The sequence below is a fragment of the Stenotrophomonas sp. STEN031 genome (genome assembly GCF_056759975.1).
The window spans coordinates 62440-89104 of the sequence record NZ_JBRREA010000005.1; the positions used below are offsets into that span (position 1 = coordinate 62440).

The 26665-nt window shown below is 62.3% G+C and carries 35 protein-coding genes; 7 read left to right on the top strand and 28 right to left on the bottom strand.

Features of this window, described 5'->3' with window-relative positions; genetic code table 11:
* Nucleotides 1-13: 13 nt before the first annotated feature.
* Complete coding sequence (locus ACVOLQ_RS03540; protein WP_481527088.1) at nt 14-412, bottom strand: hypothetical protein; 399 nt, start codon at nt 410-412, stop codon at nt 14-16.
* Nucleotides 413-1181: 769 nt separating this feature from the next.
* Here ACVOLQ_RS03540 and ACVOLQ_RS03545 point away from each other — a divergent pair.
* The gene (locus ACVOLQ_RS03545; RefSeq protein WP_481527089.1) at nt 1182-2237 is read left to right on the top strand and encodes a hypothetical protein; all 1056 of its coding nucleotides are present in this window, start codon (nt 1182-1184) and stop codon (nt 2235-2237) included.
* A gap of 58 nt (nt 2238-2295) precedes the next feature.
* Nucleotides 2296-3165, top strand: a complete 870-nt coding sequence (locus tag ACVOLQ_RS03550) for an HNH endonuclease (protein ID WP_481527090.1) — start codon at nt 2296-2298, stop codon at nt 3163-3165.
* On the opposite strand, the gene ACVOLQ_RS03555 is transcribed toward ACVOLQ_RS03550, so the two are convergent.
* From ACVOLQ_RS03555 to ACVOLQ_RS03570, 4 genes are all read right to left on the bottom strand, one after another.
* Nucleotides 3159-3725: a hypothetical protein gene (locus ACVOLQ_RS03555; RefSeq protein ID WP_481527091.1), complete on the bottom strand. Its 567-nt coding sequence runs from the start codon at nt 3723-3725 to the stop codon at nt 3159-3161. The genes ACVOLQ_RS03550 and ACVOLQ_RS03555 overlap by 7 nt on opposite strands.
* Before the next feature lie 35 nt (nt 3726-3760).
* Nucleotides 3761-4336 (bottom strand): ParA family protein, encoded by a 576-nt coding sequence (locus ACVOLQ_RS03560; RefSeq protein WP_481527092.1) that lies wholly within the window; start codon nt 4334-4336, stop codon nt 3761-3763.
* Nucleotides 4337-4456: 120 nt separating this feature from the next.
* A complete protein-coding gene (locus ACVOLQ_RS03565; RefSeq protein ID WP_481527093.1) occupies nt 4457-4975 on the bottom strand; it encodes a hypothetical protein in 519 nt (172 codons plus the stop codon).
* Complete coding sequence (locus ACVOLQ_RS03570) at nt 4972-5160, bottom strand: hypothetical protein (RefSeq protein WP_481527094.1); 189 nt, start codon at nt 5158-5160, stop codon at nt 4972-4974. The genes ACVOLQ_RS03565 and ACVOLQ_RS03570 overlap by 4 nt, the downstream gene beginning before the upstream one ends.
* Nucleotides 5161-5414: 254 nt before the next feature.
* Here ACVOLQ_RS03570 and ACVOLQ_RS03575 point away from each other — a divergent pair, with 254 nt between their 5' ends.
* On the top strand, nt 5415-7409 hold the full coding sequence (locus tag ACVOLQ_RS03575; protein WP_481527095.1) for a type 4 pilus major pilin: 1995 nt from the start codon (nt 5415-5417) through the stop codon (nt 7407-7409).
* A gap of 42 nt (nt 7410-7451) precedes the next feature.
* Here ACVOLQ_RS03575 and ACVOLQ_RS03580 read toward each other — a convergent pair whose 3' ends face one another.
* The 15 genes from ACVOLQ_RS03580 to ACVOLQ_RS03650 all read right to left on the bottom strand — a co-directional run bounded on the left by ACVOLQ_RS03580 (nt 7452) and on the right by ACVOLQ_RS03650 (nt 17623).
* On the bottom strand, nt 7452-8366 hold the full coding sequence (locus ACVOLQ_RS03580) for a hypothetical protein (protein WP_481527096.1): 915 nt from the start codon (nt 8364-8366) through the stop codon (nt 7452-7454).
* An 87-nt stretch (nt 8367-8453) separates the two neighbouring features.
* The gene (locus tag ACVOLQ_RS03585; RefSeq protein WP_481527097.1) at nt 8454-8894 is read right to left on the bottom strand and encodes a DUF6573 family protein; all 441 of its coding nucleotides are present in this window, start codon (nt 8892-8894) and stop codon (nt 8454-8456) included.
* Nucleotides 8895-9155: 261 nt separating this feature from the next.
* Nucleotides 9156-9641: a hypothetical protein gene (locus ACVOLQ_RS03590; RefSeq protein ID WP_481527098.1), complete on the bottom strand. Its 486-nt coding sequence runs from the start codon at nt 9639-9641 to the stop codon at nt 9156-9158.
* A 68-nt stretch (nt 9642-9709) separates the two neighbouring features.
* Nucleotides 9710-10384, bottom strand: coding sequence for a hypothetical protein (locus ACVOLQ_RS03595; protein ID WP_481527099.1), 675 nt, complete (start codon nt 10382-10384; stop codon nt 9710-9712).
* A 468-nt stretch (nt 10385-10852) separates the two neighbouring features.
* Nucleotides 10853-11692, bottom strand: a complete 840-nt coding sequence (locus tag ACVOLQ_RS03600; protein ID WP_481527100.1) for an ankyrin repeat domain-containing protein — start codon at nt 11690-11692, stop codon at nt 10853-10855.
* Between the two features lie 66 nt (nt 11693-11758).
* Nucleotides 11759-11983: a hypothetical protein gene (locus tag ACVOLQ_RS03605; protein WP_481527101.1), complete on the bottom strand. Its 225-nt coding sequence runs from the start codon at nt 11981-11983 to the stop codon at nt 11759-11761.
* 142 nt (nt 11984-12125) lie between these two features.
* A complete protein-coding gene (locus tag ACVOLQ_RS03610; RefSeq protein WP_481527102.1) occupies nt 12126-12380 on the bottom strand; it encodes a hypothetical protein in 255 nt (84 codons plus the stop codon).
* A gap of 246 nt (nt 12381-12626) precedes the next feature.
* Nucleotides 12627-13124 carry a hypothetical protein gene (locus ACVOLQ_RS03615; protein WP_481527103.1) on the bottom strand — a complete coding sequence of 166 codons (498 nt, stop codon included), beginning with the start codon at nt 13122-13124 and terminating at the stop codon, nt 12627-12629.
* A complete protein-coding gene (locus ACVOLQ_RS03620) occupies nt 13111-13455 on the bottom strand; it encodes a hypothetical protein (RefSeq protein ID WP_481527104.1) in 345 nt (114 codons plus the stop codon). The genes ACVOLQ_RS03615 and ACVOLQ_RS03620 overlap by 14 nt, the downstream gene beginning before the upstream one ends.
* A gap of 230 nt (nt 13456-13685) precedes the next feature.
* Nucleotides 13686-13889 (bottom strand): hypothetical protein, encoded by a 204-nt coding sequence (locus tag ACVOLQ_RS03625; protein WP_481527105.1) that lies wholly within the window; start codon nt 13887-13889, stop codon nt 13686-13688.
* A gap of 32 nt (nt 13890-13921) precedes the next feature.
* Nucleotides 13922-14419, bottom strand: coding sequence for a hypothetical protein (locus ACVOLQ_RS03630; protein ID WP_481527106.1), 498 nt, complete (start codon nt 14417-14419; stop codon nt 13922-13924).
* Nucleotides 14420-14685: 266 nt separating this feature from the next.
* Entirely contained in the window at nt 14686-15180 is a 495-nt protein-coding gene (locus ACVOLQ_RS03635) for an ABC transporter permease (RefSeq protein WP_481527107.1), read from the bottom strand.
* A 134-nt stretch (nt 15181-15314) separates the two neighbouring features.
* On the bottom strand, nt 15315-15626 hold the full coding sequence (locus tag ACVOLQ_RS03640; protein ID WP_277434258.1) for a hypothetical protein: 312 nt from the start codon (nt 15624-15626) through the stop codon (nt 15315-15317).
* Between the two features lie 21 nt (nt 15627-15647).
* The gene (locus ACVOLQ_RS03645) at nt 15648-16769 is read right to left on the bottom strand and encodes a hypothetical protein (RefSeq protein ID WP_481527108.1); all 1122 of its coding nucleotides are present in this window, start codon (nt 16767-16769) and stop codon (nt 15648-15650) included.
* On the bottom strand, nt 16766-17623 hold the full coding sequence (locus ACVOLQ_RS03650) for a hypothetical protein (protein ID WP_481527109.1): 858 nt from the start codon (nt 17621-17623) through the stop codon (nt 16766-16768). Before ACVOLQ_RS03650 ends, ACVOLQ_RS03645 begins: the two co-directional genes overlap by 4 nt.
* A 143-nt stretch (nt 17624-17766) precedes the next feature.
* Here ACVOLQ_RS03650 and ACVOLQ_RS03655 point away from each other — a divergent pair, with 143 nt between their 5' ends.
* A complete protein-coding gene (locus tag ACVOLQ_RS03655) occupies nt 17767-18117 on the top strand; it encodes a helix-turn-helix domain-containing protein (protein ID WP_481527110.1) in 351 nt (116 codons plus the stop codon).
* 24 nt (nt 18118-18141) lie between these two features.
* Entirely contained in the window at nt 18142-18483 is a 342-nt protein-coding gene (locus ACVOLQ_RS03660) for a hypothetical protein (RefSeq protein WP_481527111.1), read from the top strand.
* Between the two features lie 99 nt (nt 18484-18582).
* On the opposite strand, the gene ACVOLQ_RS03665 is transcribed toward ACVOLQ_RS03660, so the two are convergent.
* The 6 genes from ACVOLQ_RS03665 to ACVOLQ_RS03690 all read right to left on the bottom strand — a co-directional run bounded on the left by ACVOLQ_RS03665 (nt 18583) and on the right by ACVOLQ_RS03690 (nt 20173).
* A complete protein-coding gene (locus tag ACVOLQ_RS03665; protein WP_481527112.1) occupies nt 18583-18768 on the bottom strand; it encodes a hypothetical protein in 186 nt (61 codons plus the stop codon).
* Nucleotides 18765-18956, bottom strand: a complete 192-nt coding sequence (locus ACVOLQ_RS03670) for a hypothetical protein (RefSeq protein ID WP_277433441.1) — start codon at nt 18954-18956, stop codon at nt 18765-18767. Before ACVOLQ_RS03670 ends, ACVOLQ_RS03665 begins: the two co-directional genes overlap by 4 nt.
* Entirely contained in the window at nt 18953-19183 is a 231-nt protein-coding gene (locus tag ACVOLQ_RS03675; RefSeq protein WP_481527113.1) for a hypothetical protein, read from the bottom strand. The genes ACVOLQ_RS03670 and ACVOLQ_RS03675 overlap by 4 nt, the downstream gene beginning before the upstream one ends.
* Entirely contained in the window at nt 19164-19535 is a 372-nt protein-coding gene (locus ACVOLQ_RS03680; protein ID WP_481527114.1) for a hypothetical protein, read from the bottom strand. Before ACVOLQ_RS03680 ends, ACVOLQ_RS03675 begins: the two co-directional genes overlap by 20 nt.
* A gap of 190 nt (nt 19536-19725) precedes the next feature.
* Nucleotides 19726-19917, bottom strand: coding sequence for a hypothetical protein (locus ACVOLQ_RS03685; RefSeq protein WP_481527115.1), 192 nt, complete (start codon nt 19915-19917; stop codon nt 19726-19728).
* Between the two features lie 49 nt (nt 19918-19966).
* On the bottom strand, nt 19967-20173 hold the full coding sequence (locus ACVOLQ_RS03690) for a hypothetical protein (RefSeq protein WP_133320387.1): 207 nt from the start codon (nt 20171-20173) through the stop codon (nt 19967-19969).
* A 388-nt stretch (nt 20174-20561) separates the two neighbouring features.
* On the opposite strand from ACVOLQ_RS03690, the gene ACVOLQ_RS03695 reads away from it, so the two are divergent.
* Complete coding sequence (locus ACVOLQ_RS03695) at nt 20562-21683, top strand: COG3904 family protein (protein ID WP_481527116.1); 1122 nt, start codon at nt 20562-20564, stop codon at nt 21681-21683.
* Nucleotides 21684-21692: 9 nt separating this feature from the next.
* Here ACVOLQ_RS03695 and ACVOLQ_RS03700 read toward each other — a convergent pair whose 3' ends face one another.
* Together ACVOLQ_RS03700 and ACVOLQ_RS03705 are read right to left on the bottom strand one after the other, a co-directional pair.
* Nucleotides 21693-22187: a hypothetical protein gene (locus ACVOLQ_RS03700; protein WP_481527117.1), complete on the bottom strand. Its 495-nt coding sequence runs from the start codon at nt 22185-22187 to the stop codon at nt 21693-21695.
* Nucleotides 22160-23080, bottom strand: a complete 921-nt coding sequence (locus ACVOLQ_RS03705; protein WP_481527118.1) for a PDZ domain-containing protein — start codon at nt 23078-23080, stop codon at nt 22160-22162. Before ACVOLQ_RS03705 ends, ACVOLQ_RS03700 begins: the two co-directional genes overlap by 28 nt.
* 184 nt (nt 23081-23264) lie before the next feature.
* Here ACVOLQ_RS03705 and ACVOLQ_RS03710 point away from each other — a divergent pair, with 184 nt between their 5' ends.
* Entirely contained in the window at nt 23265-26663 is a 3399-nt protein-coding gene (locus ACVOLQ_RS03710; RefSeq protein ID WP_481527119.1) for a UvrD-helicase domain-containing protein, read from the top strand.
* Nucleotides 26664-26665 lie beyond the last annotated feature (2 nt).

Consider the following 26665-nt stretch of genomic DNA (forward strand, 5'->3'; position numbering starts at 1 on the left):
GTGGGGGAGGAAGTCAGGCGCGGGGGGCGAGCATGGGATTGGGTGCGGGCGCCTTGGCCGCACCGGTGCTCCTGGCGGGGTGTTGGGAGAGCGATGTCAGGACACGACGCAGCACGTCTTCGTAGTTCTGAATGGCTTGGGCCTGCTCGGCCCTCATCTCGTCGCGAAGCTGTTGGTGGTCTTGCTGGAGAGAGCGGCGCAGGGTTGCGTTCTCCTCGCGGAGCTGATCGAGCAGAAGCTCCAGGTGGGCGTTCGAGTTCTCCAGCGCCGCCGTCAAAGTGACGCCCGCGTTGTGGCGCTCCACTGCATCGCGAACGTATGCGTTGAACGGAACACCGCTCTCACCTGCAAGACGACGCGCCAACTTCAGTTGCTCTGGGTCGAGGTTTACGTTTTGACGAACGAACGCCATGGGTCGAGTAACTCCGTTTCGGGATTACTCCACCGATACCTGGAATCCGCGAGTTGGCAAGGCCCCACCGCAGGAGCCTGAAAAACATGGGCGAAACGCCCTAACAAGCTCCGACCCTGTCTCCATTGACTGGTGACAAGGTCAGGCCTTGATTGCATTGAGAATTAGCCAGGCGTGATGCCGATTTCTGGGCGCGAAGCGCACACCCACTTCAGTGCGTCATGTGTATGACGAGTCCAGGACACCCTCCAGGCTTCTGCTTCGGTGCCTGGGCCGACACTGCTTCAACCGACGCGAAGCTGTTGCCGTTGCTTTTCGCCACCCCTTGCGATTCCCCAGTGCAGAGGTATTGGTGGTGCATCCCCCACCGGTTCATCTCTCCCCACGTTCACGCCATGCCTTACCAGACCCCACGCTCCCCTGCCCCTCTCGCGTTCCGTGGCCCCTCGCACGGAAAGCCAGTTGCGTTCGTTCGGCCACCCGTTTCTTCTCGCCGGCCAACCCTCGTCCGTGACCACCGCAACCCATCGGCGCTGCGCTCGAAAACCGGTGAGGCAATCGTTTTAGTCAAACCAATTTGGGGACGCTGGATGCACCGCACCGGTCGTTTTAGTCACACGAGAGCAGTCACCCTTGCAACCCGAAACATAGCTGGGAATTCCGCGCGCCTTATCGTTTTAGTCAATCCATTGAAGGAGCTGATGAGGTGCTCGCGCCCCATCTATGACACCCCACTCCGGATCGCTTTCCGTTCGTTGGAGGCAACCCCATGACCACCTCCGACTTCCAGGCATTCGCCCAACGGGTGCTGGAGAAACACCGCGCCCGTGCTGCCGATAACCCCCGGTGGGCCATTGACCTACTGCGGCGACAAGACAACCCGACGTGTGTGTTCTGCTGCTCGCCCATCGACCTGAGCCGGCGGCAGTCGTGGGGTCTGTCACCCCTCGTTCCGTTCAACCAGGGCGGCCCCGTCGAACCGTCAAATTTGCGGATGGCCTGCAAGGCGTGTGCGGTTGAACGCGCCGCGCGCGATCTCTTAGCCTGGGAAGAGTTGGCAGGCCGGGTGCCCGCCGACCACCTGAACGCCCTGAAGGAAGCCCGAGTGGCCGTGCTGCACCGCTCGGACAATCACCTGACGTCTGCGGGCCCCTACGCAAAAGACCGAACCGTGCTGGCCCTCCTACGGGAACGCTGGAAGCATCCCCGCTTTGTCGTATACGTCGAACGCCATGAGAACCGATGGTTCGTTGGATGGCCGTCGGGCCAGCGGACCCTCACGGCCCGAAACGATGCCGCTGGGCTGCTGCGCCAGGTGCACCAAGCCCGGTGGATGGAGCATGTGGAGGTGGTGGGCTTCGACGTGCCGGGAGAAGTTTTTCAAGCCGCTGTATGGCAGCTCATCGGGCACCACGCCCTGGTCATCGACCTGAGCCCGGACAACGCCGCCGACGGCGAGCGGATCGGTTTGAACAGTTGGAAGGCCCAGTATCCGACCTTGCGCCAGGTGCGCCAGCGGCGCAGTGGCGCCCATGAGACTCCGTGGCCGTCTGCACTCGATGGGCAGATCAGGTCATACAGCGAGAAGGCCGGCTCGGTGCGCATGCGGGAGAAGCGGCGAGCGTCGAGGGAGGCGGAAACGAAAGCGAGGTGGCTGGAAGCCCGCCGTCGGCTGGAACTTCGGGATGCCGCAGTGGACGCCGGTCAGGTTCGGCCATGGCTGCCGGGGGAGCGGACGGCCCTGCAGGCTGACGTGGATGATCTGGCGCAGGCCTGGTTGAAAGCCCGCAAGCGTGTGTGCCCTGCACCAACTCCCACGGCCTGAAGAGAAACCCGGCTTGGCTTCCACTACCATGGATCCGTTTTCAATCCCAGACACTGGCATGGACAGCGAGAAAGAACGGATCGCGAAGTGGCGCGCCGAACGGCGGCAGCGCCGGGAGGAGCAGCGAAAAGCGTCTCAGCAGCCCTACCGCAGCCTCTTCACCATCGACAATGACGAGCTGACGGATCCCCCGGAGCTCCAGGAATACCTCGTGCGGCAGAACCTTGCGAAGGGCAATCGCGCCCGCAGGATGAGCTCTGGGGAAGTCCGACTGGCGTTGAACACCTGGGGTCTGAACGAACTGAACCAGCTCTGGGGCATGCGCCGTGAAAAGCTGACTTACCTCGAAGACGCCGCCCTGTTGTTGGCCGAGATACGCCACCGGGCCGGGATCGATCCCCAGTTGCGGCCAGCGGCCGAGTTCCTGTCCCACGAGGCCATCCAAGCCCTCCGGGGAGTGCTGGAAGAGAACGGACGGTTGACGGTGGAGGAGCCATTGCCCCCGACCGAGGAAGCCGTGGCGGCCGAGGGCAAGCGCGTGCAGCAAGTTCTACGGGTGATTCGGGAAGGACAAGCGGAGTTCCGAAAGCGCCTTGTCGCCCACTATGGGGCGGTGTGCATGGTGACGGGGACAGCCCAGGCCAGCGTCATCGACGCCGCCCATATCGTTCCTTACAACGGGGCTTCCACCAACGCATTGAGCAACGGCTTGCTACTGAGAAAGGACATCCACGCCCTCTTCGATGCCGGGTTGCTGACCATCGGGCCTGACCTGATCGTTTACGTGAGCGCGGGGGTGGACGATCCGTTCTACCGTTCCCTCGATGGGAAGGAATTGACGCTGACGGCCCCGCCCAGGATGTCCAGGCAAGCACTGAAGCAGCGTGCCGCCGGAACTGAATTGTCAGAACTGGGTGAGGGTCAGTAGATCTTCCCGTTCTTGGCCTTGCCCCGGTTCCGCACGGCCACCCTGGCGGCTTTCCGTTCCTCGGCGTGCTCGTCTGCCGGCGAGCTCACGATCAGCAGGGTCTTCTCCTTGATGAGCGTGGCCGCAGCGTAGTCCGCCAGCGCCACCATCGCGGTGGTCAGGGCCACTTCCCGGCCGGCGTCCTCGGAGTCCTCGTAGCCGAACAGCTTGGCAATGTTCTCCCGGAGTTTCGGTGGGATCGTCACCATGGCCCGGTGGTGGCGCAGGCCATCCTCGCGCCGGCGGTAATCGTGGAGGGTGACCGATCGGGGCATGACCATGTGAACCCGCTTGCCACCCACCGTGCCCGCCCGCTGGCTGTCGTCGTAGTCGAAGTAGGACTTCCGCTCGGGGTAATCGCCCGGCCCCAGCAGGATGTGCTCGGGAATGTGTCCGATCGCCGGCTCTTCTTTCGTGCTCGTGCGCGATGCTTTGGCGTGAGTGACGTCCTTGACGTCATCCAGCGTGCTCTTGGCAGTCTTTTTCGTCGCCTTCTTGGCGGGAGCTTTGCGAGTGGCCATGGGTAGGTCTGGGAGAGACACCAAAGGAAGATCCATCATGCCGCAGCCCTCCCCTTGCCGTCACGCTTGAGGGTGTGGTGCACCTTCACGGCCAACCCGTGGATCTCTTCCTGGGCTTTCAGTGCCCACCGGTCGGCAGCGTCGAACACCGTCTGGCCCTGCTCGTAGCAGTCCGCGATCAGCGCCCTGTCACGCACAAGAACTGCTCCGGCCATCTTGGGATGCTCGAGCCGGCGACGGTGGGAGGCTCTATCCTTGTTGACCCGATTGGCGATGGGCAGATAACGCTTGCCCTTCTTCTCCAGCACCTCCACCGTCCGAAGGAAGATGAGGAAGCTGGCCCCATCCAGCAACGTGGGGACGAGGTAGAGGTCGGCCTCGGGGATCACCTCATTGTCCGGGAGCCTGGGCGGGGTGTCGGTGATCTCGATGTTGAAACCCGGCGAGCGCGAACGGCCCACCGAGAACGGGGTTTCATCGGACAGGGCCGCAAAGGCGCTGGCGCCGCCCTGGGGGTCCCGGTCGTTGACCAGCACACGCAGCCTGGGGTCACGGGCATAGCACCCGGCCAGGTTGAGGGCCATCGTGGTGCGGCCGACACCTCCTTTCAAGGAAAAGCAGCACAAGCGCATTGGGAAACTCCGTTCGCATGAGTAGGTAGGGATAGCCCAACCGACTCTACAGAGTGTCAATCACAACGCAAGTGCATGTTTTTGCAAACCTTTTAGCCGTTAAGCCGTCGGACGAAGTCCCTTGAACTCAGCGCACTTCCGGGGCGACCTCACGCCATCTCTGACGGGGGGCAGCGTCCGCTGGGTGATCACCGTTTCCGAAGGTGAGGCGTGGAGATCGAACGGCTGCTCGGCCATCCAGGTTTTCAGCGACGGGGGCAGCTCGCGACCCAGTTCCTCGAAGATCGTTCGGCGCTGATTGCCGATACGGTATTCGGCGAAGGGGTCCGCGCCCGCGGCGGCCAGGATGAGTGCCATCTGGTCGAACCCATACGCCAAGTGCGGACTGTCGCGATACGCCTTCCACCCCATGCAGGCCAAGTGGAAAGCGGTGATGCCCTGCAGGCTCACCGGGGCATCAAGGGACGGAAAGATGGCGTTGTCGTCCCCTGACGTCCAGGCGTCGATGCGGGCCTGATGGATGCGGCGCACCAAGTGGCGCAGCAGAAACGGGTTGTTGGCCTGGACCGCGGCGTGGAGCTCGCGGGCGAAGCGCTCTTTGGGGTTGAGGGTGCTCATTTCCATTTCGCCTCCCTCCGGCTCTTCTGCTCGAAGTGGGCTTTCTCTTTGGCCAGACGAACCAGCCGGTGGCGCTTCGAGTTGGGGATGTGGGCGGCTTCAACGTAGCCTCGGCAAGGCTCGTTGGCAGCGCTCATGAACAAGCCCGAGCGGGGTTGGAGCACGGTCAGTAAGATTTGGTGCATGGGGTGATTCCTGTCGGTTTAGGCTTGACCGTTTATGAGTAGGACGTCCCACTCTTTTAATCGGCTTAACCCCATGCAACCACACCGACAGGTCGAGTCAAGGGGGTAAATTGCAGAAAGTCTGACTAAAACAGGGACTTGCCAAACCACCAGTGCATCGCATGCTGAAATGCATGACGACATTTCCTTCTCTGCACAGACATCCCTCCCCCTCTCGCCTTTCCAGCGGGGTTCGCTCTGCGCTGGGCTTCGGCATGGTGGAGACCTTGCTAACCCTGGCCGGGCTGACCGTGCTCTCCGTCGTCGCGTTCGTGAGTTATGCGCACGTGTCCGCAAAGTCGAAGGTGTCGGAGGAGAGCGACAACCTGCGCGAGCTGTCCACACGGGTGGAGAACTCCTTCGGATTGCTGGGCACCTTCGCAGGCGTCAGCGCCGACGCGCTCGTGCGCGATGGCCTCGCCCCCACCCGGCTGACCGATGGCGAGGGTTTGCTGACCAACGCCTGGGGCGGTTCGGTGACCGTCGAGCCCTACACGGTGACTCGCTTCGGCGATGGCTTCTTCATTGTCCACCACCAGGTGCCCGCGCGCTCCTGCGCCGACTTCGTAGCCGTCAACGCGCGCGACCCGTGGGACATCCAGGTTTCCGACGTTTCGGTGATTCGCAACCACGGGGGGCGCCTGGACCTTCAAGCACTGACCGATGCATGCGCGGAAGGCGATGGTCGCATTTCGTTCGTCTACCACACCGGGCTGGTGGCGGGAGCTGCGGTGGCGGCCTCACCGCTGCAGCTCCCCCCCATCCCGACCTCAACCACCCCACCCGGCTCTCCTCCCTTGGGCGGTCCCGTGGGCCCTGCTGGGCCAGTGGGTCCCGCAGCTCCCGTGGGCCCCATCAGTTCAGCTCCTTCACTCCCCCCTCCACCGCCAGCACCGGTTGCGCCGCCGATGGCCACACCAGTTGTTCCGGTCACGCCGCCCGCGCCTCCGGCCACACCTCCACTCCCTCCGCCCACCACCGTGGCGGCGTGCGTGGAGAGTTCGGAGACCCGAACCGTGAACTGCCCTGCGGGATCGGTCGGCCAAGTCTTCCAGTCGCGCCGTCACCACTGCGGGCCCGACCCCTCGGTTTACGAAGCGTGGGCGGGCTCCACCACGGCAGGACCGTGGACGGACACCAGCAACACTTGCACGCCCTGCCCTGGGCCTGAAAGTCGGACCGTGGCCTGTCCGAGTGGCCAACTGGGTTCGATTGGCCAGCAGCGCACATTCGTATGCAGCGGGATGGGCTCATGGAACGCATGGACCTCTATCAGCAACACATGCGCTCAGGCTTGCTTCGCCCCAGCACCGGAGTGGCGCCCGGCGCCTTACAAGGCATCGTGTCCTGCGGGGTGGACCGGCACGGGAAGCAACTGGACCACCGGAGAACGCCGCACCTGGACTTGTCCAAGCCCCACGGGTTCCCCGACGAACACCGGGTGGGTGTGGGACGGCACACCGGGGGTGTTCGTAGACAATGGGGATTGCCATCCTTCCACGCCAGCGTGCACTCTACCAACTCCTAGCACGCAGTCTGAAGCAGAGACCCGGACCACCACGCAACGGCTTGGTTGTCCTGCGGGTCAGCAGGGCGAAATCACCAGGACACGCCAGGAGCAACGCACGCGTTCTCGATCTGCCTATTGCCCCACCGTGACAGGGTCGTTTGCCTGGAATCCTTGGTCGACGTGGTCGGGATGGTCGGCCATCGGTTCATGGACCACTGCGAGCAACACCTGCATTCCCATCACCGGCCCGTCCTGTTCATGGGTCACGGACGTTTACTCGCTGGCCCCCAATTTCGGGAACCTGGACGGTGAAACAGTTTCCTACGACGACGGCCGGGGTGGCGGGTGCAATGCCGCCTGGGGCGGCCGCAGCGGGATCACAGACCAGAGTGCCTTCCACGCCTGCCGCAGCTCGATCCCCACTCAACCGCTTTCCCCTGGCGCCTATTACTCGCTGAGCGAATACACCAACTGGGGCGGCGGAATGGAGAACCAGTTCGGCTATCGCACCCAATGCGTATCGACTGGAAACTACACTGTCGTGAGTGAATCTTGTTGGTCCGAAACCAATTACGCGTTGTCATCTCTTGACCAACAAGCTCGTGCTCTCTGCGCCGGCGCTTCGATAGGGTCAGGTGGCACAATTCACCACTTTCCGGATTACCAGATCGGCTGCTACGCCGATATTCAATGTAATTGAGATTCAGATCACCGGCAGCGCAGCGGCCGACAGGCTCGTAGATCAAGATTTTTCAGCTTCCAGCGGAACCTGCTGAAACCGAACATGCAAGCGCTGGATGAGGGCCCGAGTTTCACTGCTGGGCGCGCGCGTGCAGACCAGGACAGCCTCCCCGTTGGGCACGTGGCGGATCGCTTTCTGCTCGGCCCGAACGATGGCCCGATACTTCACCGCCTGGTAGACGCCCCGCTGGAGCTCGTCCTCGCTACACCGGCTGGTTTTCACTTCCACCGCCAGGCGATGCCTGCCATTGTCAAAGTGCGCATCCAACCGGTCACCAGAACTCAAAATCTTTTCATTGGTGCCTGCGGGGAAGTGACCGTAGTCCACGAACTCTTCGGGATGGTGTGCCACCCACTTCTTCAATGCAATGTGCTCGTCGCTTTCAGGACCACCACCCTGCTGGACCTTCGGCAGAGGGATGACGCGCTGCGCCTCGTCCTGGGGTTTCTCTCCCCTGTCAGGCTCCAGGATGGGAGCCCCCAGGGCGCGGGCGACCCGGTCCCAGTGGGGATAGGTGAAGACATCCTGCTTGGCTTCTTCGAACTGTGCCTTGCGATCCTCTTCTGTCGCCATGGGCTTGCCAACGAAAAACGCCGAAACAATGGTCACCGCCCCGTCACCCGGAACACCCTTGTTCTTGTTGATCACGATGGCATGCAGGGGAGGAATGGGCTCCCCCCATTGCTTGCTCAACCATTCGATGGCCTGTGCCACCCCACCTGCCACTCGTCCGTAGTTCAGGACGTGCTTGATGGAATGGCCGTTGCGGTCGTGGAGCTCACGGGCCAGGTCGGTGTAGGTGTGATCGTCGCCCTCCTTGGCCCACCGGAGAAGAATGGGCAAGGCATCGGGGACCAGCGGCCCCAGCTTCTCGCTCTGCGCCAACGGAATCCGTTTCCAGCTGAACTTCTCCATCCCCTACCCCCCTCCCTTGTCGTCCCACCATGGTAGCCGCGGGACCCGTTACGGAGAACGAATAGGGCCGGTTTCCCGGCCCCCTCGTCAATCCTCGCGTGGCAGCAAGATCGTCACCACGGGTTCCAGGTTGTCCCCCGGCCCGCACAAGGCTTTCAGGGTGACCAGCCGGTGCGTCGACCGGGTCAGGCCCGAGCGATCATCCGGAATTGCTTCGTTGGGCTGCCAGTCGCCACCATCGGGCATGGCCACCAACAGCTGGTAGTGGATCTCGGACGTGTTGCTGCTCTCGCGCTGGATCGCCACGTGAAGCAGGAAGAGCACGTCCCAGAGCCGGCCCTCCACGGACTGCCCCCGCAGCTCCAGCCCCGCGGGCACTTCCACGTAGCGTGCCCATGCGGCGTGGGTGATGGCCACGGGCAGCTTGAAGCCTGCTTCCTTCGCCACGTCGGACACGTCCACCAGGACGCCGTCCTCAATCGCTTGGGCGCGGGTGTAGGAATGGATGAGATCGGAAGGCTCGAACATGTTGTTTCCTCGCTGGTGAGTAATGGCCCGGTCCAGGGCATCCGGTCCGGATGACTTGGAATGGGAAACCCACTGCCCCACCGCACGACGCGGTCAAGCGAGGAAATGGAAGGGCTGGTGCGGCCCGCAGCGCAGCGAGGACACGGGCCCTGGAATGGCCCTTGACCGGAGAAGGCGGGCGATGGGGCCGCGCGGAGCGCACGAGGCCTTGATGACGTGCCGTGTGCGGCACACCGATTCGGAGTTGAAGCAAGGATTCTTTCAGGCCTGGGAGCAGACTTGAGGAACGCGGTCCATCCAACCGCTCTGCCCCGCCGATGCCCGAGCGGTGAGTGGGCCAAGGCCATGAACGAACGTCAGGCGCGCAAGGTCAACGTCGTCTTGCGGCCAATACGGACCATCCGGGGAAAAGACGTAATGATCGCCCTGAAGTGCCCCACACGTGGTGCAGTGGTGGGCAAGGTAGGTCTGGCCGGAGGTCCGCGTGGAGGCGTAGCGAAGCCAGGGGGCGTGGCTGGTCACAAAGGCCAGGACGCCGTCGTCGAGGTGCTCGATGTAACGCAGCAAGGCGCCCTCCCCTTGGTCCACCAGGCCATCTTCGTCACTCTCTTCGAAAGACGGCACCCACACCGCCACCGTGGGGGTCTGGGCGTGGCAGAAATGACAGGTGGTCTGCCCGAGCAACAGGCCGTAGGCCGGGGCGCAAAGGAAGGACTGGTAGGGATCTGGAACGGCGGACTGATTCATGAACCCATTGTGCCCCGCCAGCGTGTCAGTAAGTGAGACAACTTCGACGCACACGTTTCATGGAGAAGTCAGAGACGGGGTTTCGCCATCATCGGCTGTTCTTGCAAGGTCAGTAGCACTTGTTGTAGATCGGCCGCCCGCTTCTCTGCCGCCCACTGGAGGAGCAAGTCGATCATCGTAGGCGCTCCTGGTTCCCAGAAATTCTCTGTATCGGTTAGGTAATGGCCAGGCAGCTGCTCCCTCATGAAGGCAATCAGCTCAGGACTACAATCCCCGCCCGCCATCACCATGGCCCTTGCCATTTCGACGTCTCGACTATCGTAATCCCGTTCGTAGGCAAGAAAGTTCCAGAAGGCATTGTGACGGTTCACATCCACTCCACGGGCAATGAGGTGGCGTGCGACCTTGTATCGACCTTGGGAAACAGCGAAACCAAAGGCGCCCTCCCCAGTTGTATGCGGCATTTCCACATACAGGTCGGCGCCGGCGTCGATCAGCATATCCATTACCTCAAAGTCAACCTCCGTCTCGTCGCCCTGACAAATGACCTCATGAATCAAGAGGGTTGGATACTTGTAGTCGTCAATGTCGCAATCGGGATCCGCACCTGCGGCCAGCGCCTGACGAACCAAACTTCCGCGATTTGGATTAGCCCTGACTTCGCACGAAGCGATCAGCCGCTGATTTGGGGAGACCGTGGATTTCCTCCCCTGAAAGGAGAACAACCGGTTCATCGCGATCATTGGTGGGCCGCCAAGATCTCCCTTTCGTCGAGCCAGAACGCAACATCCTGAAGCGTTCCCAGGCCCCTGACGAAGCGCCGAGTGCGAGGGCAAACAATCGCCCAGCGGTTGGGCCCGGGTTGATTGCCGTCGCTCCACACCTGGTTTGGCCCTGAAGCCCGTCGCAGTTCGTAGCCAAGGCGCTGAGCGAAGTGTTCGAGGGTGGTCCGGCTGGGTCGTGGTTGCTTGATCATGGTGGCTTCCTAATCGTGGGTGGGTCGACGCGAATGCCCCCCCCTACGATTTCAAGGTAGATCGCCATACCGAATTGTCCATGGATTTCATGGACACTTTCTTGACTAAAGTGAAATTCTGCGGCTTTCACTTCGCACTTTTTCATAACAACGCTTTCGCGCCGAAGGCGTGGTGCCTTCCCCGCCATGGGATGCTTTTCAGCCGCTGTTGCTGTTGTTGCTGTTGACTCTTCGACTAAAAGCCAAACCCGCGATCGCGCTGCCGCGCCTTACCCCGTGCCAAGTCAGCGGGTGTCCTTCCGGTCACATCGACGCGATCCATGTCGGCGCCAGTTTCCAGCAGTTCGATGCACGACGCCTTGTCGTGGCGTGCTGCCGCAAGGTGCAACGGAGTGCGGCCCTCGAAGTTCACCGCGTCTACCCACGCGCCGTTCTCCACCAGCCACGGAATGAACGATGAGTATCCGGCGAGCACCGCCCGATGCATAGCGGTGTTTCCGTTCTTATCGGGCCGGTTCAGCCCAGCGCCCAGCTGGATGGCAGCGGAGGACACGCTCCGATCACCCGCCGCGATGGCATCGTGAAGCATGGACTGGGCACCGCATTCGGCCCGAATGGTGGCCGCGTCGTTCAGCCGCTGGCCCATTGCGTGGGCGTCCTGGGCCATGCGCTGCCATGCGTCTTCGCGGTCCTCGTCATTCAGCTGCTCTTCGAGGTAGTCCGTGACCATCGCACTGTGAGGCAGCGCGTCCTGAAACTCCCGCTGAAGGGATTCGGGCGAGTGCGGGGCCACTGCACCGAAGGCCGTCCAATCGTCATCCCCCTCTCGGTGGAGATGGACGTTGACCCATGGCAAGCCGTAGGGATGGGGCCCAATCCGCCACACCAGGTCTTGGAAGCTGCAGGTGCCCACGACGGGGGCCTGGCAATGCTCCACCGCTTTGGCAAGCAGCTCCGCGGGGTGGAGCTCTTCATCTGGCAGGATGGCATGGACGCGGTCGGCCAAGCCCTCGCGGTCGTGCAGGTCGAACGGGGCCAGGGCATCGGCGATGGTCTTGAGGGTGGTCGTGGTCATCCCTCTGGTGTATCTCAACCTTGGGAAAAGTCGAGTCGGAGAGAAGTAAGCCACAACGAATCATTGTTACGCTGCGGCCACGCGCCTGGCCATCTGGCGGTTCGTGCCCATCCACCCCATGGCTTTGTATTGCTCGGGCGTCAGCAGTTTGCTCACGCCCAGCCATTGCGTCAGGTGGTAGTGCCCGATGGTGTGGGGATAGCGCTGGATGCCCTCGTGCAGAAGTTTGGGCAGGTAGCACACCTCGCCATCGGTGCGCTCATAAGCAAAGTAGTAGTGCCGAGCTGCCATGGTGACCTCAGACCGCCCAGGCGGCGTTCTCGATGGTGTCCGAGATGCGAGCCCCGAGCAGAACGCTCACGGGCAGCACGATGGGGGCGAGGGAGAAGAGAATGGAGAGGGTCATGGCTGTCGGTCCTGGTAGCGTTGTCGGTTAGGCGTTGGCGAGGACGTCAATCAGGCCCTCGTCGTCTTCGCCATAAACCGGTTGGACCTGGCCATCGTCGGCGGTGATCCAGAACGGGGCTTGGGTGAAGTCATGCACCTTTTCACCCTCCTGCATCCAATCGACCTGATCCGCGACGATGTTCTCCTGAGAGCTCAAATGGACGCCGCTGGCAATTTCGATGCAACCTTCAGCAATGGCGGCATGGAGGGCTTCGGCGGGGGTGTAGGTCTTGATGTTCATGGTGGAATTCCCTTGTTGTCCGGTCGGCGTTGTTGCGTCCCTATGACTCCAAGGTAGATCGCCTCATGAAAATGTCCATTGCTGCAATGGATCTTTTCAAGACTAAAATCAAGAACTGCTGAATCTCACGCAAATATTCCTAACATCGAAAATGCGACGAAGGCGTTGCTTCCCTTTCTCCATCGTTCGCTTCTCAGATCGCCGGGCGCGCAGCGGCCGGTGGCGGCGTCGTGCAGTTGCTCTTGCTTAAAGACGCGGCCGGCTTACCGTCGGCGTGTAGGCTACGGTCACCAGCCTGTCCTGCAGCAACTCCTGCCGCAGTTCCGCTTCCACTTTCGCCACCACCTTGGGCATTGCATCGCGCAGGGTTCCTGTCCGCCAGAACGGGCTGGCGCGGTAGGCGTTGCCGCCAAGCCTCATCAGCAGCCGTGCCGTCTGCTCCATGCGCCCCCGCTCCACCGGATGCTCGCTGGACTGGTAGTCCGCTGCGAGCTTTTCCAGCGGCCGTTCACTCCAGAAGTTGCGCGCGTGAGGTTCCGCCCCCGCTTCGATCAGGGCTTCAACGATGCGCGGCCAGGCCAGCGCTGAGTGGATGGCTGGGCCCTCGTTCTCCCGCCATGCGTTGGGGTTCGCTCCATTGCGGAGCGCCTCGAGCACCCCCACCAGGTTGCCCTCGATACACGCGTGAATCAGTTCCGCGCTGGGGCTGCCGGGCGGTGGCGGGGTGCGATCAATCACGGCCACGGTGCTTCCTCAACGTGCCCCGAATGATCTGACGCAACACTTCGCCGCGGGTGTGGCCCAACGAAGACGCCAGAACAGCAATGCCTTCGACAATGTGGCGCGGGGCCACCATCTCGGGCAACCGGTCGGTCTTGCTGTCGCCCATTCGCTTGCTTGAAAGTGGGAATGGCTGGCGGAAGTAGAGCGTCACAATCTGTCGCACGGCTTCGTTGAACGGGATACCGTGATGCTCGGCCAACCGCCGGACCTCGTCGGCATCGCGGGCGTTGATGAAGGACGTCGGTAAACGCCCCATGGGGTTGTCCAGGCGGGGGTTGCGCAGGGACAGCATCAGTAATCCTCCAGGCCTAGTGCCCGATTGCGCTCGGCGGCAAAGCTTTCCGAACGTTCGTTTGCGTCTGCTCCAGAGAACATCACGAAATTCGGGTTGCACCGATCTTCGTCAACAACCAGAAAGACTCCTGGTGTCCATCCACCCTCACGATGACCGTCAACAACAATCTTTCGCGGAGGGATTTTCTCTCCAACAGGGATTGGAGCATTCGCTGAGCGTCTCATGATTCAAGCCGCCGCGGCTTCGCGGACCGTGGCGATAGCCTTCCAGCGGTTGAATGCGGCGCCCGCGTAGTAGAGCGCGTCCACCAGTTCTTCTGCAGCACCTTTGGTGCGAAACTCGTCGTTGCCGCGGGCGAAGCCGGCCAGGATGGCGTAGCGCTCCTGGTCATCGTTGGCGTTGTTCATCGATTGGGCGATCTGGACGTTCATGTGGGTTCTCCTGATTGTGGGGATGGATGCGTTTAGAGGCGCATGCGCTGCTGGGGGACTTCCTGACTGGCCACTGGCGTTTCCTTCTGCGCTTCTACGCGCGGGCTCCACACCTGGCCGCCGATGACCATGCTCGGACCGCTGGCGGCAGGAAGCGCCTGCGAAAGCTTGGCCTGCGTAGAACGCGCCTTAAGCGCGCCCATGGTTTCCTGCGACATGTCCTTGGCCTCGTAGATCACTGACCCTTTCAGGTGGTCCCGCGCCTCGTCCACCAGAGCGGCGAGGGTTCGACCGAACTTCGAGTTCGGACCCTGGTTGCGAGCATCAGCATCCCAGCGCTCGATCACTTCGAACGTCTTCTCGTGACGATGGCCAGACTTGTTGAGCTCATGGAACACCGCTTCGGCGTCTTTTACATCGAAGCGAATGGTGGAGAGCTTCACCGGGTGAGCGTAACCACCGCCACTCGATGCAGATTGGGTGATGGCGACCGCTTGGATTCCGTCGCTGACGAGGTGATGAATTTTCATGTCGATTTCCTTGATGGTTTCGGAAGGCGTGATTGCCTCCTACCATTTCAAGGTAGATCGCCATGCGATTTTGTCCATGCGATCCATGGATCTTTTCTTGACTAAAGTGAAAATCTGCGGCCTTGGGAAGCAAATATTCCTAACATCGAACCCGCGCCGAAGGCGATGGGCTTTCCACCGCCAAGTGGTGCTTTTCAGATGCTTTTCGCTGGGCACAAAAAAGCCCCCTTTCGGGGGCTTCTTGCCCTGACAATCACATTTTCTTGTCAAATGCTGGTGGATCGCCAGAGCTTTCCCACAATCCCACCCAAGACAGGAGCGATCGGAAAAACCGTGTAGAGGGCAGTCAGGTAAAAGGTCGGAACCGAGAAGAAGAAATTGCGCTCCCCCTGCTCGAGACCAGGATAAAATAATCCAATGAGCACACTGGCTATCTGGAGGACTACAACAAACAGCGTGCCGATGATGGCACCCTTCAAGAACCCGCCCTTACGGGGGCGGATAAAGGGGTTCACGGCCATTGCGGCTCGGACACCCGCGGCCCGCCAGTTGAGCACGTAGAGAAAGGCTAACAGCCCCCAGATACCAAACGCTGCCGACAAAGCCAAGGCGCCCCCCCAGCCAGAAGCACCGTTCTGCGCGTGCTCTTGGGCACCTCCAAGGAAGACCAATCCCGCACCACCCAAAATGACGGTGGCTGGAGCCAACAAACCCCATTGCATGTGACTGGATCTGCTTTGCTGTTGCGGCGTGTAGGTCATTGCCCCCTCCATTTCTATCGAATTACCTCATCCTATTTCATCCTGGCAAACTGACAAGAGCCGATAAGGCTTGATTACCCGGCTGGAAACACTTCTGCGCGCCGCTTACCTTTCGGAGGTCTTCGCCTTTGGAGTCATTGCGCGTATGCGCGCCAGCTGCCATCGACCTTGGCGTAGCGGAAGTTCTTGTTGACCGGGAGGGGAGCGGTGCGCCCCATGACGCTGATGGTGAAGGTGCCACGAGTATCGCAGCGATACCCATCCATTCCGTCCGCTTTCGTGCATCCGGAAATCTCGAAGTCCTGGATGTCAGCCACCTCCCCCGCACCGCTTTGCTGAAGAAGCGTGGAAAGCGCTTGCTTGGCATCCCCGTTGGACGGCTTGCCCCCGCAAGCGGACAGGACGAGCGCAGCGGCCAACGCCACCGCAAGTTGCTTGATCTTCATGTTTGTTCTTCCTCCAAGGGGTCAGTGCTGGGCCGGCGGTGCCGTCAGGGTGAATTCGGCCAGCGGTGTGTATCCCTCGTTGCTGGAGTAGGGATTCGTGGTCTCAAAGAGCGCCAGGTCCATGCGGTGAGCCTCGGCTTGGATCTCGCCACCGGGAGACCGCTCGTCGGTCAATCGGAAGTAGAGAGTCTCTCGGGTCTGAAGCTTGTAGTTGGCGCGGGCTTGCTCGATGCGCCGGGCCACACCCTCGTCCTCGACCTTGAATTGGCAGGCCGGCTGCTGCATATGGCCCCAGGGCAAAAAGTGGTAGCGCATGCCGCGCTCCTCATACTGCATGGAACCGTAGCCTTCGCCCATCAGGCATTGTTGGCTGGAGAACGGGAACGCTTTGACTTGGAAGTCGTAGCCCTGGACGCTGACATCCCGCCCCACGAAGTCGTCTTTTGTTGCTCCAGCCACCTTGCCCACCATGCGCTCCGTCGAAATGGAGGACATCCGGAAAAAGCGCGTCTTGGCGAGGTTTGCCAGCCGCTCTTTGACAGCGGGAAGCTTTGCTTTCAGGAGGTCCTGCTTGGCGAAGGCGTCGCTTGCCTGGCTATAGCCCTCCACAAAGACCTGGGCCAGGTTCTCGTCCGTGATCTGGCCAGCTAGACGCGAGGCCAGCACCCAGGCTAAGTCGTCCGGATGGAGCTCGAGATAGCCGTCAGGTGAGGCCGGCCAGGCCACCTTTTCTTGCGCCTGGGGAGTTGTCGCTGGGGCTGCTGGCTCGCCGTTGGCCGCTGCCGTTTTCTGTTTCGCGCTGATCGGCACCCAAGCGTTGCCTTGCTTTGCAAAGGTGAAGTCGAATTGCGCCGGCACCGGAACCGGCTCCGGCTTCAACTGCTTGCCACCATGGAAACCCACCATGTCCACGGTCCCACCGGTCACGCAGGTGACCCGATCGGGGCCGCTGGCACTGCAGTCCACCTCCAGGTCGTCCCAGCCGCGAATCTCAATCCGCTGCCCAAGCTCCGGAACAAGGTTGGCATTCATGTGCATCTCGTAGGCCTTGGCCACCTGCTCTGCCGTGGGCATGTCCTTCTTGCTTCCACACGCTGCCAGCGCCATCGTCAGGAGTGCCAGTGCGATTGCTGCGTTCTTCATGCGCCTTCTCCTTGCTTGTTGGTGAGATCCACTTCGATCGTTTCGTTGCGGTAGCCGACGCGCACCCGCTCGACCGTCACGTCCATTTTCGGCACGGTGTTCTCGACCCAGACGCGGTTGACCGTGAAAACGACCAGGTCACCGCGCGCGTCGCGGCCTTGCCGCGCAAGGTTGGCCGCCTCCGCCGAATCCATCCTGATCAAGAGCTGGTATCGGCCGGCCCACTTGGGACTGAAGACCACCCTATCGGTTCGCTGGGACCACGGCACGAACCCTTTGCCAGTCACGGACAGCCCACCGGCGGAGATTTCCGGCAGGGGAACGTAGACCTCCATGGCTCCGCGAGCAGCGTTGTATTCGACCCCGCCCCAGGATACAAGATCGGGCCGCACGGCGAAGCGGCGCGTGGTCTTGAACTTCTCCAGCCGTGCATCGAAGGCCGGCCCATACCGACGCTCGATGGCGTCCGTTTGGGTCTGCTCGATCCCGTTCGGTCCGTTGATTCTGGTGTCGGCGAACCACCATTGGTAGAGGCACCATTGCCGATCCTTGGCATCCAGGCGGTAGCTGGAGTGCGCCATCGCAAGCAGCTTCATGTCGCACATGTCCGAACCACCACTGGCGGTCGCGGTCAGGCCCACCCGGAGGTGCTGCGCCCCCTCCAGCATCTCCTGATCCAGATCCCAGTAGGTCCCGGCCGGTTCCAGGTAAGGACTGCGCGCCTTCTCTGCCACCACCCGAGGCGTGTTGCCCAGGGCCCGCCCGATGGTCTCCAGCAACCCCTTCCCGTCCCCGGCCTGGGCCTGGAACGCCAAGGCCAGCGCCAGCGCGCCGGCCCACCCTTTGCTTGCCATAGAACCCCCTGTCGGCTCCTTGCCACGAACTTACGTGGTGCGTAGAGTCTACCCGGGGCGTAGGGCCTGGGTCATCCTGTCGGCATGCCTGCATTGCATCCGTTCAGCCCGTGAGCACTCCCCCGCCGGTCCCTCGGGCTGTCGTGGCGGCGCGCCTGCGCCAGGCCCGCCAGCTGCGAGGCCTGAGCCAACGCGAGGTCGGGGTGCGCATGGGGTTGGACAAGGACACCGCGTCCGCGCGGATCAGCCGTTATGAAAGCGAGAGCATGGCCATCAGCCTGGAATCGCTGTTCGAGCTGGCCGTGGCCTTGGACGTCCCACCCGCTTATCTGTTGGCCAGTTCTCCGGCCATGGCCAGCGCCATCCTGGCCCTGGGCGAACACAACGAGGCCCAGCAAGTCCGGTTGGCGGAGGTTTTGGAGAAGCTTTCAGAGTTGCCACCGAAAAAGCGCAACGTGCTCATTGAGCAGTTGTCACATCTCACCAAGGAATAGCAGTCACAACAAGGAATGATCCCGATGTGGAAATGGATTTCCCGTCTGCTGCGCCCCACCCCCACCGATCAGGCGCAACCCTCCCCCAGGGTCGATCTCGCCGCACTCGTTGATCTGAACATGGTCGAGCTCAATGCGGCCGAAGCCCGGGCATTGCTCGCCCAGGACCTCGCATTGCCGGACCGGCTCCGTCAGCGCCTCGTTGTGTTTTCAAGCACCGCTGACGCGCTCCTGGACAAAGCACGGACGATCCCTGCGCAGGCCCCCGACTGGGAGACCATTCGGAGAACAGCCCGCTTACTCAACGGCGAGTTTGAGCTTCTGCGAAGCGATCTTCACCGCTCTCTTCGACAACTCGCTTTCTAGCGCCATGTAAGGCCGGCAAGCGCAACACGGCTTTGGCGACGTGCGAAGGATCGGCCAGCCATACGTCCGCCACTTCGGGGAACTTCGTTCGCCCCCTGCTCAATCACCGGATCGTGAAGGCACCGGCGGCTTGATGGGGGCTCCCCTGTCCTTCAGACCCTCCGTCAGCAGTTCACGGACGAGCTCGCTGACGTGCCTGCTCTCCTCCGCCGCCAGCTGCTCCATCCGCGCTTTCAGATCCTTGGGCACGCGCACGGCCATTTGAACGTAGGCCGGCCGGGTCATGGCATCGCCAAGGACAGCACCACCGCCACGGCCAGGCCTGCAATGATCGCGGCCTTCAGGAGCGAACGGCGGCGGGCGACGCCCGCCTGTCGCTTCGCGCTCTTCCAGTGAATGCCAGCGATGCAGAAAACGATAAAGAGGAACAGGACCACCCAGACGGTGGTGGCGATGGCACCGAAGGTGATCATGCAGCACCTGCCAACAACACCGTGGGCACCATCACCCACGCGCTCATCACCGCATACGTCGTGACCAATCCGCCCACGCCGATTGCAAGGTCGGGCAGCCTAGCGCTCGGATTGACCAGCGTTTGCGCGCAAATCTTGAGCATGGTCCATCCGCACATGAACAAGGCCAGGTCGCGCCAATCGCGCAGCGTGATAGGCGCCAGAGGTTTAATCGGCATAGCGGTCATAAGGGCTCTCCAGTTGTTGGGCGGCGCCGTAAGGCAAGGGTTGATCAGGGGTGGTGGACGCGTCAGCCATGCCGGCCACGCTCTTGAGCACGTCCAGCAAGGATCGACTGTTACGGGCGTCCGCTTCAGCACGCGCCACGAACGCGTCCAGCTCGCTGGGCAAGGTCGAACGCATGTCGGAGACGGCACCGCGCACCCCACTTGAGCCGGGCATGCTGGCTCCCGTCACGCGATTCCAGTCGCTGGAGAAGCGATCGACCCCGTCCATGCCCATGAAAAACAGACGGGCCAAGATGGCTGCGACGATGATGTTGACGACCCATCGGCGCGTCACTCTGAAACTGATGAACATGTCTTTTCCTCCCCAAGCGTTTCGTTTGTCGGTGTATGACGCTCGTATCCCGTTCGTCATGCCTCTGGGATACATCTGCACGACAAACGCGCAAGGGGGCGTTGCAGACTAAAGTTGAAAATCGCGAAGCACCGCTCGCTTCTTTGTTAGGCAAGTAAACGAAGCGGGGCCCGAAGGCCCCTTGCGTGTATCAGCGCCAACCCCGGTCGACTCGGTCCAAGTCGTAGTCCTCGCCGAACTGCAGCGCGGCTTCTTTCGGTTCCAGATCAGCGAAGCGGGCCAGCTCGGTGTCGGTCAGCCCAGCGTCCTGGATCGTGATGGCGAAGTGCGCTTGAAGCGCGGTGTTGAAGGCGTCGCGCCATTGGGCGTTGAGGGTCGTCATGGTGTTCTCCTTGAGGAAGAGAATGGGGCCCCGAAGGGCCCCGTGGTGGTCAGTCTTCTTTCGGCTCGGGCAGGCGCAGGACGACCACCCCGTTCACCGGCACCGCGTTGAGGACCAGGCGGTAGCCCTTGCCATCCTGGTGCGGCCACGCCGCTCCGATCTTCGACCAGTTGCTGCGCTTCTCGCCCTGGACTTCGTATTCCTCCACCAGAAAGGCGTCGAGGCGGTCGTTGGCGGGCTGGTTCTTCTTGGCCATGGTCTTTCTCCGTTGGGTTCGAGCGGATTGCTCGCGAACCGATCCGGGGAGACGAAAGGCCGTGCAGCACCTCGTCAGCGACGAAGCGGCAGCGCAGGAGCCCTTAGAGGCCGAAACACCGTGGAGGAGTGCAACGCACTTGCGCCCGGACGCGTGGACCCAAGGTTTCGCCTCAGGCAATCGCGCCCAATGGAGCAGTGGCCCACGTCCCTCCCGCCGTCGCCTCGCTCTGGTGGAGGATGGTCCGGGGTGCTCGGCGGCCGAAATCGGTGTGGCCGCACCGGGAAGGGAAGCCGTGGCCTTGCGGTGCTGGCGCGGGGGTCACCGCCCCACCATGCGACCCCTCGGGGCCTCGGGTATTCTTTCCCCATCAGGGGAAGAACACTTTATGAGCCAACGGATCATTGGCCTGGCCCTCGTGGCCATGCTCGTGGGATGCAACGCGCCCACACCACCCTCGCCACCCGTGGCGGCACCGACTCCCGCTCCGGTCTTACCCGAGCCGATTCCCGAACCGGAAACGAAGCCGGTGCCGGTCGAAGAGCCCGCTCCCGTCGCCGAGGAACCGAAGGGGCACGTCGATGATCCGGCAGTGGTTGCCCGACTGCGCAAGCTCATCGACGAACGATCCGCCTTGGGCTCTAAGGTCTTCGACGCCGGCGTGGCAATCGATGGCCACACCCACGCGGGAACGGCCTTCAATGAGATTCACATCCCCGAGCACAAGTGTTACGTGCTTGGCCAGTTGCTCGGGAAGGCCGACCTGGTCAGCTCCTTGGCCATCGATTACGAACCCGACTACGACACGCAGACCACGGAGAACGCCTCCGACCTGCGAATCATGAGCAATTCGCTCCACAACTTCGCCAGCGTCGCCAAGCACATCCTGGGGATGCCATACGACGAACGGGTGGTCACCTGGAACCTGGATTGCGCTGGACAGATGGGATTGCCCCGTGCCTTCATCAAGCAAGATGGCCAGTCGTCCTTCTACGTGGTGACCAACGACGGCAAGGCGCTGAAAGTGCTGGGCGACATCGAGGAGGGGTTTGCGAAGAAGATCCGCGATGCCATCGAAGCCAATCCCACCGTGGAGGTCGTTGCCTTGGGGAGCGGCGGTGGCTACGTTCACGAAGCCATGACAGCGGGGGCCTACATCCGCTCCATGGGCCTAGACACGACGTTGTTCAACAACTGCTATTCCGCCTGTCCCTTGGTGTTCATGGCGGGGGTCGAGCGTCAGAACTGGTCGCCCTACCCCAAGTTGGGTTTTCACCAGATCTACACCTCGGATGGCCAGCCCATTCCGTTCGACAGCGAGCCCTACCGCCAGGTGTTCGGTTACCTGATGCGCATGGGCATCGAACCCCGTTACGTGCTCCAGAAAATGTGGTCGGCCCCACCCACGGGCATGACCAACGTGGATGGGGAAGACTACGATCTTTGCCGGGCCAACATCACCACGTGGATTCAACGAGGATGCTCGAACCGGGACTACGGCCACCGCTGAAAGAACGGCTCATCGCTCGATTCGCGCGGCAGGCCCATCACGGGTCCATGCTTCGAAGAACCGAATCGCCTCATCGAAGCCAGTTTCCTTGGCCAGGGCGTAGGCACTGATCAGCCGCTGATTCTGGAACAGGCCTGACTCGTAAGGGCTGACGTTTTCATGGAGCACGCACCGCTCCACCTCGGCCCGGTCGCGATGCTCGACGGCCACCAGGAGTGACGCCACGCCCCGTTCGCGTTGCTGGCGGGAGCGTTGCCACCGCCGTTCGTCCCGGGGGCTCAATTGTCCCGAAGGCGGCGGCACCGGGAGTCGAAACAATCCCATTCTCGCCAGTAGCCCGGCGACCTGCGCCAGCAAGACCAAGCCCACCACGATCCAGACCACGGCGGTGAAGGCAGTCTCCCCGATGGCTTGTAGCAGCCAGCCGGCGGCCAACAGCACCACGATGAGGCCCCACCCCACCCCTCGCATGGCGATCAGTCGCCCTGCTTCTGTTTCTGCCACCAGCCTTGTCCGCTTTCCTGCGTTGGCGTGGCAGGTGCGGACGCCGCGGAGGGCGGAACTGCGGCAGCGGCGGGAACGGCGGTCGTTGCGGGTGCAGGAGTGGCGATGGCTTGAGCCACTGCAGGGGCGTTGGGCGCTGGACGCTTGTGGACGATCACTTCGCCCTTGTTGAGGACTTGTAGCTTTGCCTCGCCGATCTGCAAAAAACCGAGCAATTGGATGGCGGCCGGGCTCTGTTCGGCCAAGGGGACCCCACCAATGTGGGTGATGACGTCGCCGGGGCGTAGTCCGGCCTGTTCGGCGGGCGCGCCCGGCACCAGGGTTTCGATCACAGCCCCTACCTTGCGGGTCTTTCGGGTGGGTTTCTCGTAGGCCTGAATGCCCAGCGCGTTGTGGTCCCCGGGCACCATTCGTCCCTCGGCGAAGGCCGCTATGAGTTGCAAGCCCAAGTGGTTCTCGTTGTAGACCACCGGGTTGGTTATCTCCACCGAATTGCTGGCGTTGAACATGTTGGTGGCCACGGTCTCGAACTTGTTGCTCACCATCACGTCGGGACCCATCTGGGCCATCGTGAAGGTCAAGCGCCCCTTGGGCTCCTGCCACCCGCTGTTCCCTTGCGCCATCTGCACGCCAATGGATTGCCAGAACGAGAGCGGGAACTCATAGACCATGACGTTCTGGTCCTGCCGGGTCGGGGTTTTCCCCGCCGGCAGCATCATCGCCACGATGGCGTTCTGAACGTCCTGGACGCTGCGCCCTTTCACCGTCACCACCGGTGCCGGCGTGGCCCCCAGCTTGGCTGGATCGGCGTAGGCCTGGCCTGCAATCAATGCCAGCGCCAACGCGCCGGCCCATACACGGTGCTTCATCCCTTCCCCCTTGTTCGGACCCAAGGCCCGTTCCCCGGCCCAGTTTATGGGCGCCAGCGTGCCCGTGGGCGCTCTCACGGGCTGAGACGGCGCCCCAGCATGTAGGGCCAGATCAGGCATTACCGCAAGAGCCCATGCCATTTACCATGGGACAGCCGGTTGTCGCGGTCTGTCACGCCGGCATTCCAAGGGAAAGGTGGGGCAAGAAATGGCAAAGGAATGGGCCCCCTCGTGGTGGGGCCAACATTTAACCGGATCATCGGATTGGCGCTTGCGCCTGGAAGGCTTGGAGCTCACCTTGACACTGGAGGGCCGGACCCACCGGGTCAACGTCGAGGACGAGGCCACTTACCGTGTCCACACAGGCACGTTCTGGACGGATATTACTTTTCACACCGGGCACGGCCAGGAGGTGAAAGCCGACGGCCTGCCCAACGCTCAGGGCGCCGCCCTTACCCACGCTGTGAACCTGGCTTTAGCGGACAAGCGCCTCCGAGAAGACGTGGCATTCCTCGAAGGCGAGCAGCGCTTGATTGACGCATGGCTAAACTACAAGGCAGAACAAGAGCGAGCCTGCCTCGAGCAACGCCGATGGCTTACCCACGAACAACAGGGCGATATTCAGGCGGCCCGCCCCAAAGTTGATCCGGCCGCACTTCGTTCACGCCTGAAGAATCCAGGGGTGGCAATCCGAATGGGAACGGTGGCTCAAGCGATCGAGCGCTCGCTGGTGGAATGGGAAGCCAACCACCGCCCGGCCTGGGCTGCACTGAACGCAGCCCACATGGAACGCGAATTGGTGGCCTGCAAAGACTTACTGGACCGGGTGGAGAGCAAACCGCTTACGCCGGAACAGGCAAGGGCCGTGGTGTGCTTCGACAACCGCGTGCAGGTGGTGGCCTCGGCCGGCTCGGGCAAAACCTCCACGATGGTGGCCAAGGCGGCTTACGCCATCCACCGCGGATTTGTGGATCCCAAGCGGATTGTTCTGTTGGCCTTCAACAAGCAGGCCGCTGATGAGCTCAAGGAGCGCGCTACCAAGGCCTTCGAGCGACTGGGCATGGTGGATGTGGCGGTGGAAGCATCCACCTTCCACGCCTTGGGCCTGCGCCTCATCGGGAAGGCCACCAGAGAAAAACCCGATATACCCGAGTGGGCCACGGACGCAGCCGGAGGGGTGCGCAAACTCACCGAAATCGTGGACGAGTTGAAGGATCGCTCCTCCGAGTTTCGCAACCAATGGGACTTGTTCCGTTTTGTTTTCGGGAAAGACCTGCCGGCCTTTGGCGCCCCGGAATCTGCCGACGTCTGGGATGCGCAGGGCAAGGGTGCGCTCGTCACCACCCGGGGTGAGCGTGTCAAAAGCCAGGAGGAAGTGATGATCGCCAACTTCCTGTTCTTGAACGGTGTCGACTACCAATACGAACCCTCCTACCAGCATCGCACAGCCGACGAATCTCACCGCCAATACAGACCCGATTTCTACTACCCCGAGCTGGACCTCTACCACGAGCATTTCGCACTCAACGCCCAAGGCCTTCCCCCACCCGACTTCGAAGGCTATCTGGAGGGCGTCCAGTGGAAGCGACAGCTGCACAAGGACATGGGAACGACGTTGTTCGAGACCACCTCCCACGGTCTTCGGTCCAAGGTTGATCTCCCTCGCCTCGAGGCCGAACTGACATCCCGTGGAGTGGTGATGGATCCCAACCCCGAGCGGGAGATTCCCCAGGGCGGGCAGAGACCCATGGATTCCGTGGAGCTTATCGGGCTCGTTCGCACGTTCATGAGCCATGCCAAAAGCAACTGCCTCACCATTCCCATGCTGCATCAGAAGCTGAGCTCACTTCCTGCAGATGCCTTCAAGCACCGCTATGAAATGTTCCTCGACATTGCCGCACCGATCATGGACGCCTGGGACAAGGCGTTGGCCGCGGAGGGCGGAATCGATTTCGAGGACATGCTCAATCAAGCCGCCGAGCACCTGGAGAGCGGTCGCGTGGAATCGCCCTACGACTTGGTGATGGCCGATGAGTTCCAGGACGCGTCACGGGCGCGGGCCCGGTTGTGCCGCGCCTTGGTCCAGGCGCCCGGCCGCTTCCTGTTCGCTGTGGGCGACGACTGGCAGTCCATCAACCGGTTTGCCGGCGCCGACGTGTCGGTGATGACGGGCTTCCGGCAATGGTTTGGCCACGGACAGGTGCTGAAGCTGGAGCAAACGTTCCGTTGCCCGCAGGCGTTGTGCGACGTGTCCAGCGCGTTCGTCTCCAAGAACCCCGCCCAGATCGCCAAACGCGTGCATTCGACCACCCCCGGCCACGGCCCGGTGCTCCAGGCGTTCCAGGTGGACAGCAAGGACAAACTGGCCGATGCAATCGACCGCTTCATGGTGAACCTGGCCGAGGGCGTGCGCGACGGCACGATCCCACCGGGGCGCAACGGCAAGGTGTCGGTTTACGTGTTGGGCCGCTACAACGCTGATCGGCAGTATGTGCCCACGAGGCAAAGCCGGTTCAACCGCTGGGTGGACGTGTCGTTCCTGACCATTCATCGCTCGAAGGGCAGCGAAGCCGACTACGTCATCCTGCCTGAGATGCTTTCCGTCTTGAAAGGGCGCAGCTTTCCCAACACCCGCACCGACGATCCGGTGCTCGCCTTGGCCATGCCCGAGGGAGACACCTTCCACCTGGGCGAGGAACGCCGGCTGTTCTACGTCGCCCTGACCCGTGCCCGGCGAAGCGTGGCGATGTTCACCGCCAAGGGCCAATGCTCGACGTTCCTTCGCGAGCTCGAACAAGACGGCGCCGTGGTGCTCACCGACACCGAGGGCAAGGCCGTCCAGGAGGAGGCTTGTCCGGCCTGCAAACAGGGCGTGCTGGTGTTGCGCACGGGGCCTTATGGGGAGTTTCGCTCCTGCTCCAATTTCCCTTTGTGTAGCTACAAGCCGAAGCGGCGCGGGGTGGAACCGTCTCCGCTGGCCCCACAACGCACCGCCACTCCTGTCCGAGCCGTGTCACCCCGCGCCCCCCGTGTGGCGACTCCAACCCGCGCAACCCCTCCCCCAGCAGAACCCACGAAGGCCCCGGTGTCGTTCCTGGGCAAGGTCAACCACGCGTTGGGGGAGATCTCGCACTCCTTTGACCGCTCCCTCGCGCTGCAATCCGCGACGGCCGAGTTGTCACGGCACCTCCATGCAGAGCGGCGGGCGATAGAAACCGCGCTCAAGTCGTCCCAACAGGCCTTGGATCTGGAGAAAGAGCTCGCGGCCAGAGGTCCCGAGTTTCGGGCCCGGTTTGAACAATCGTATGCCGAACTCCTGGGCGTCCAAGCCGCCGAACCGCAGGCCGAGGCAACGCCGATCGAGCGTCACCCTTTGCCGAATTTCGAGCGCGTCGGTTCCCACCACCATCCGGAGATACAACGGGCGATCACGGCCAAGGTGGAGGGATTGCGCGAGGACCGCGTAGCCTTCCTGTCCACGGCCCACGCCCAGTTGGCCCGCAACCCGGCGCTCCTGGCGTCCTTCGGTGAAACGCTCAAGCAGCTGAACGGTGTGCACTACTGGGCCACGCTCGACCCCCGCGGAACACTGAAACGAAGGACGTAGTC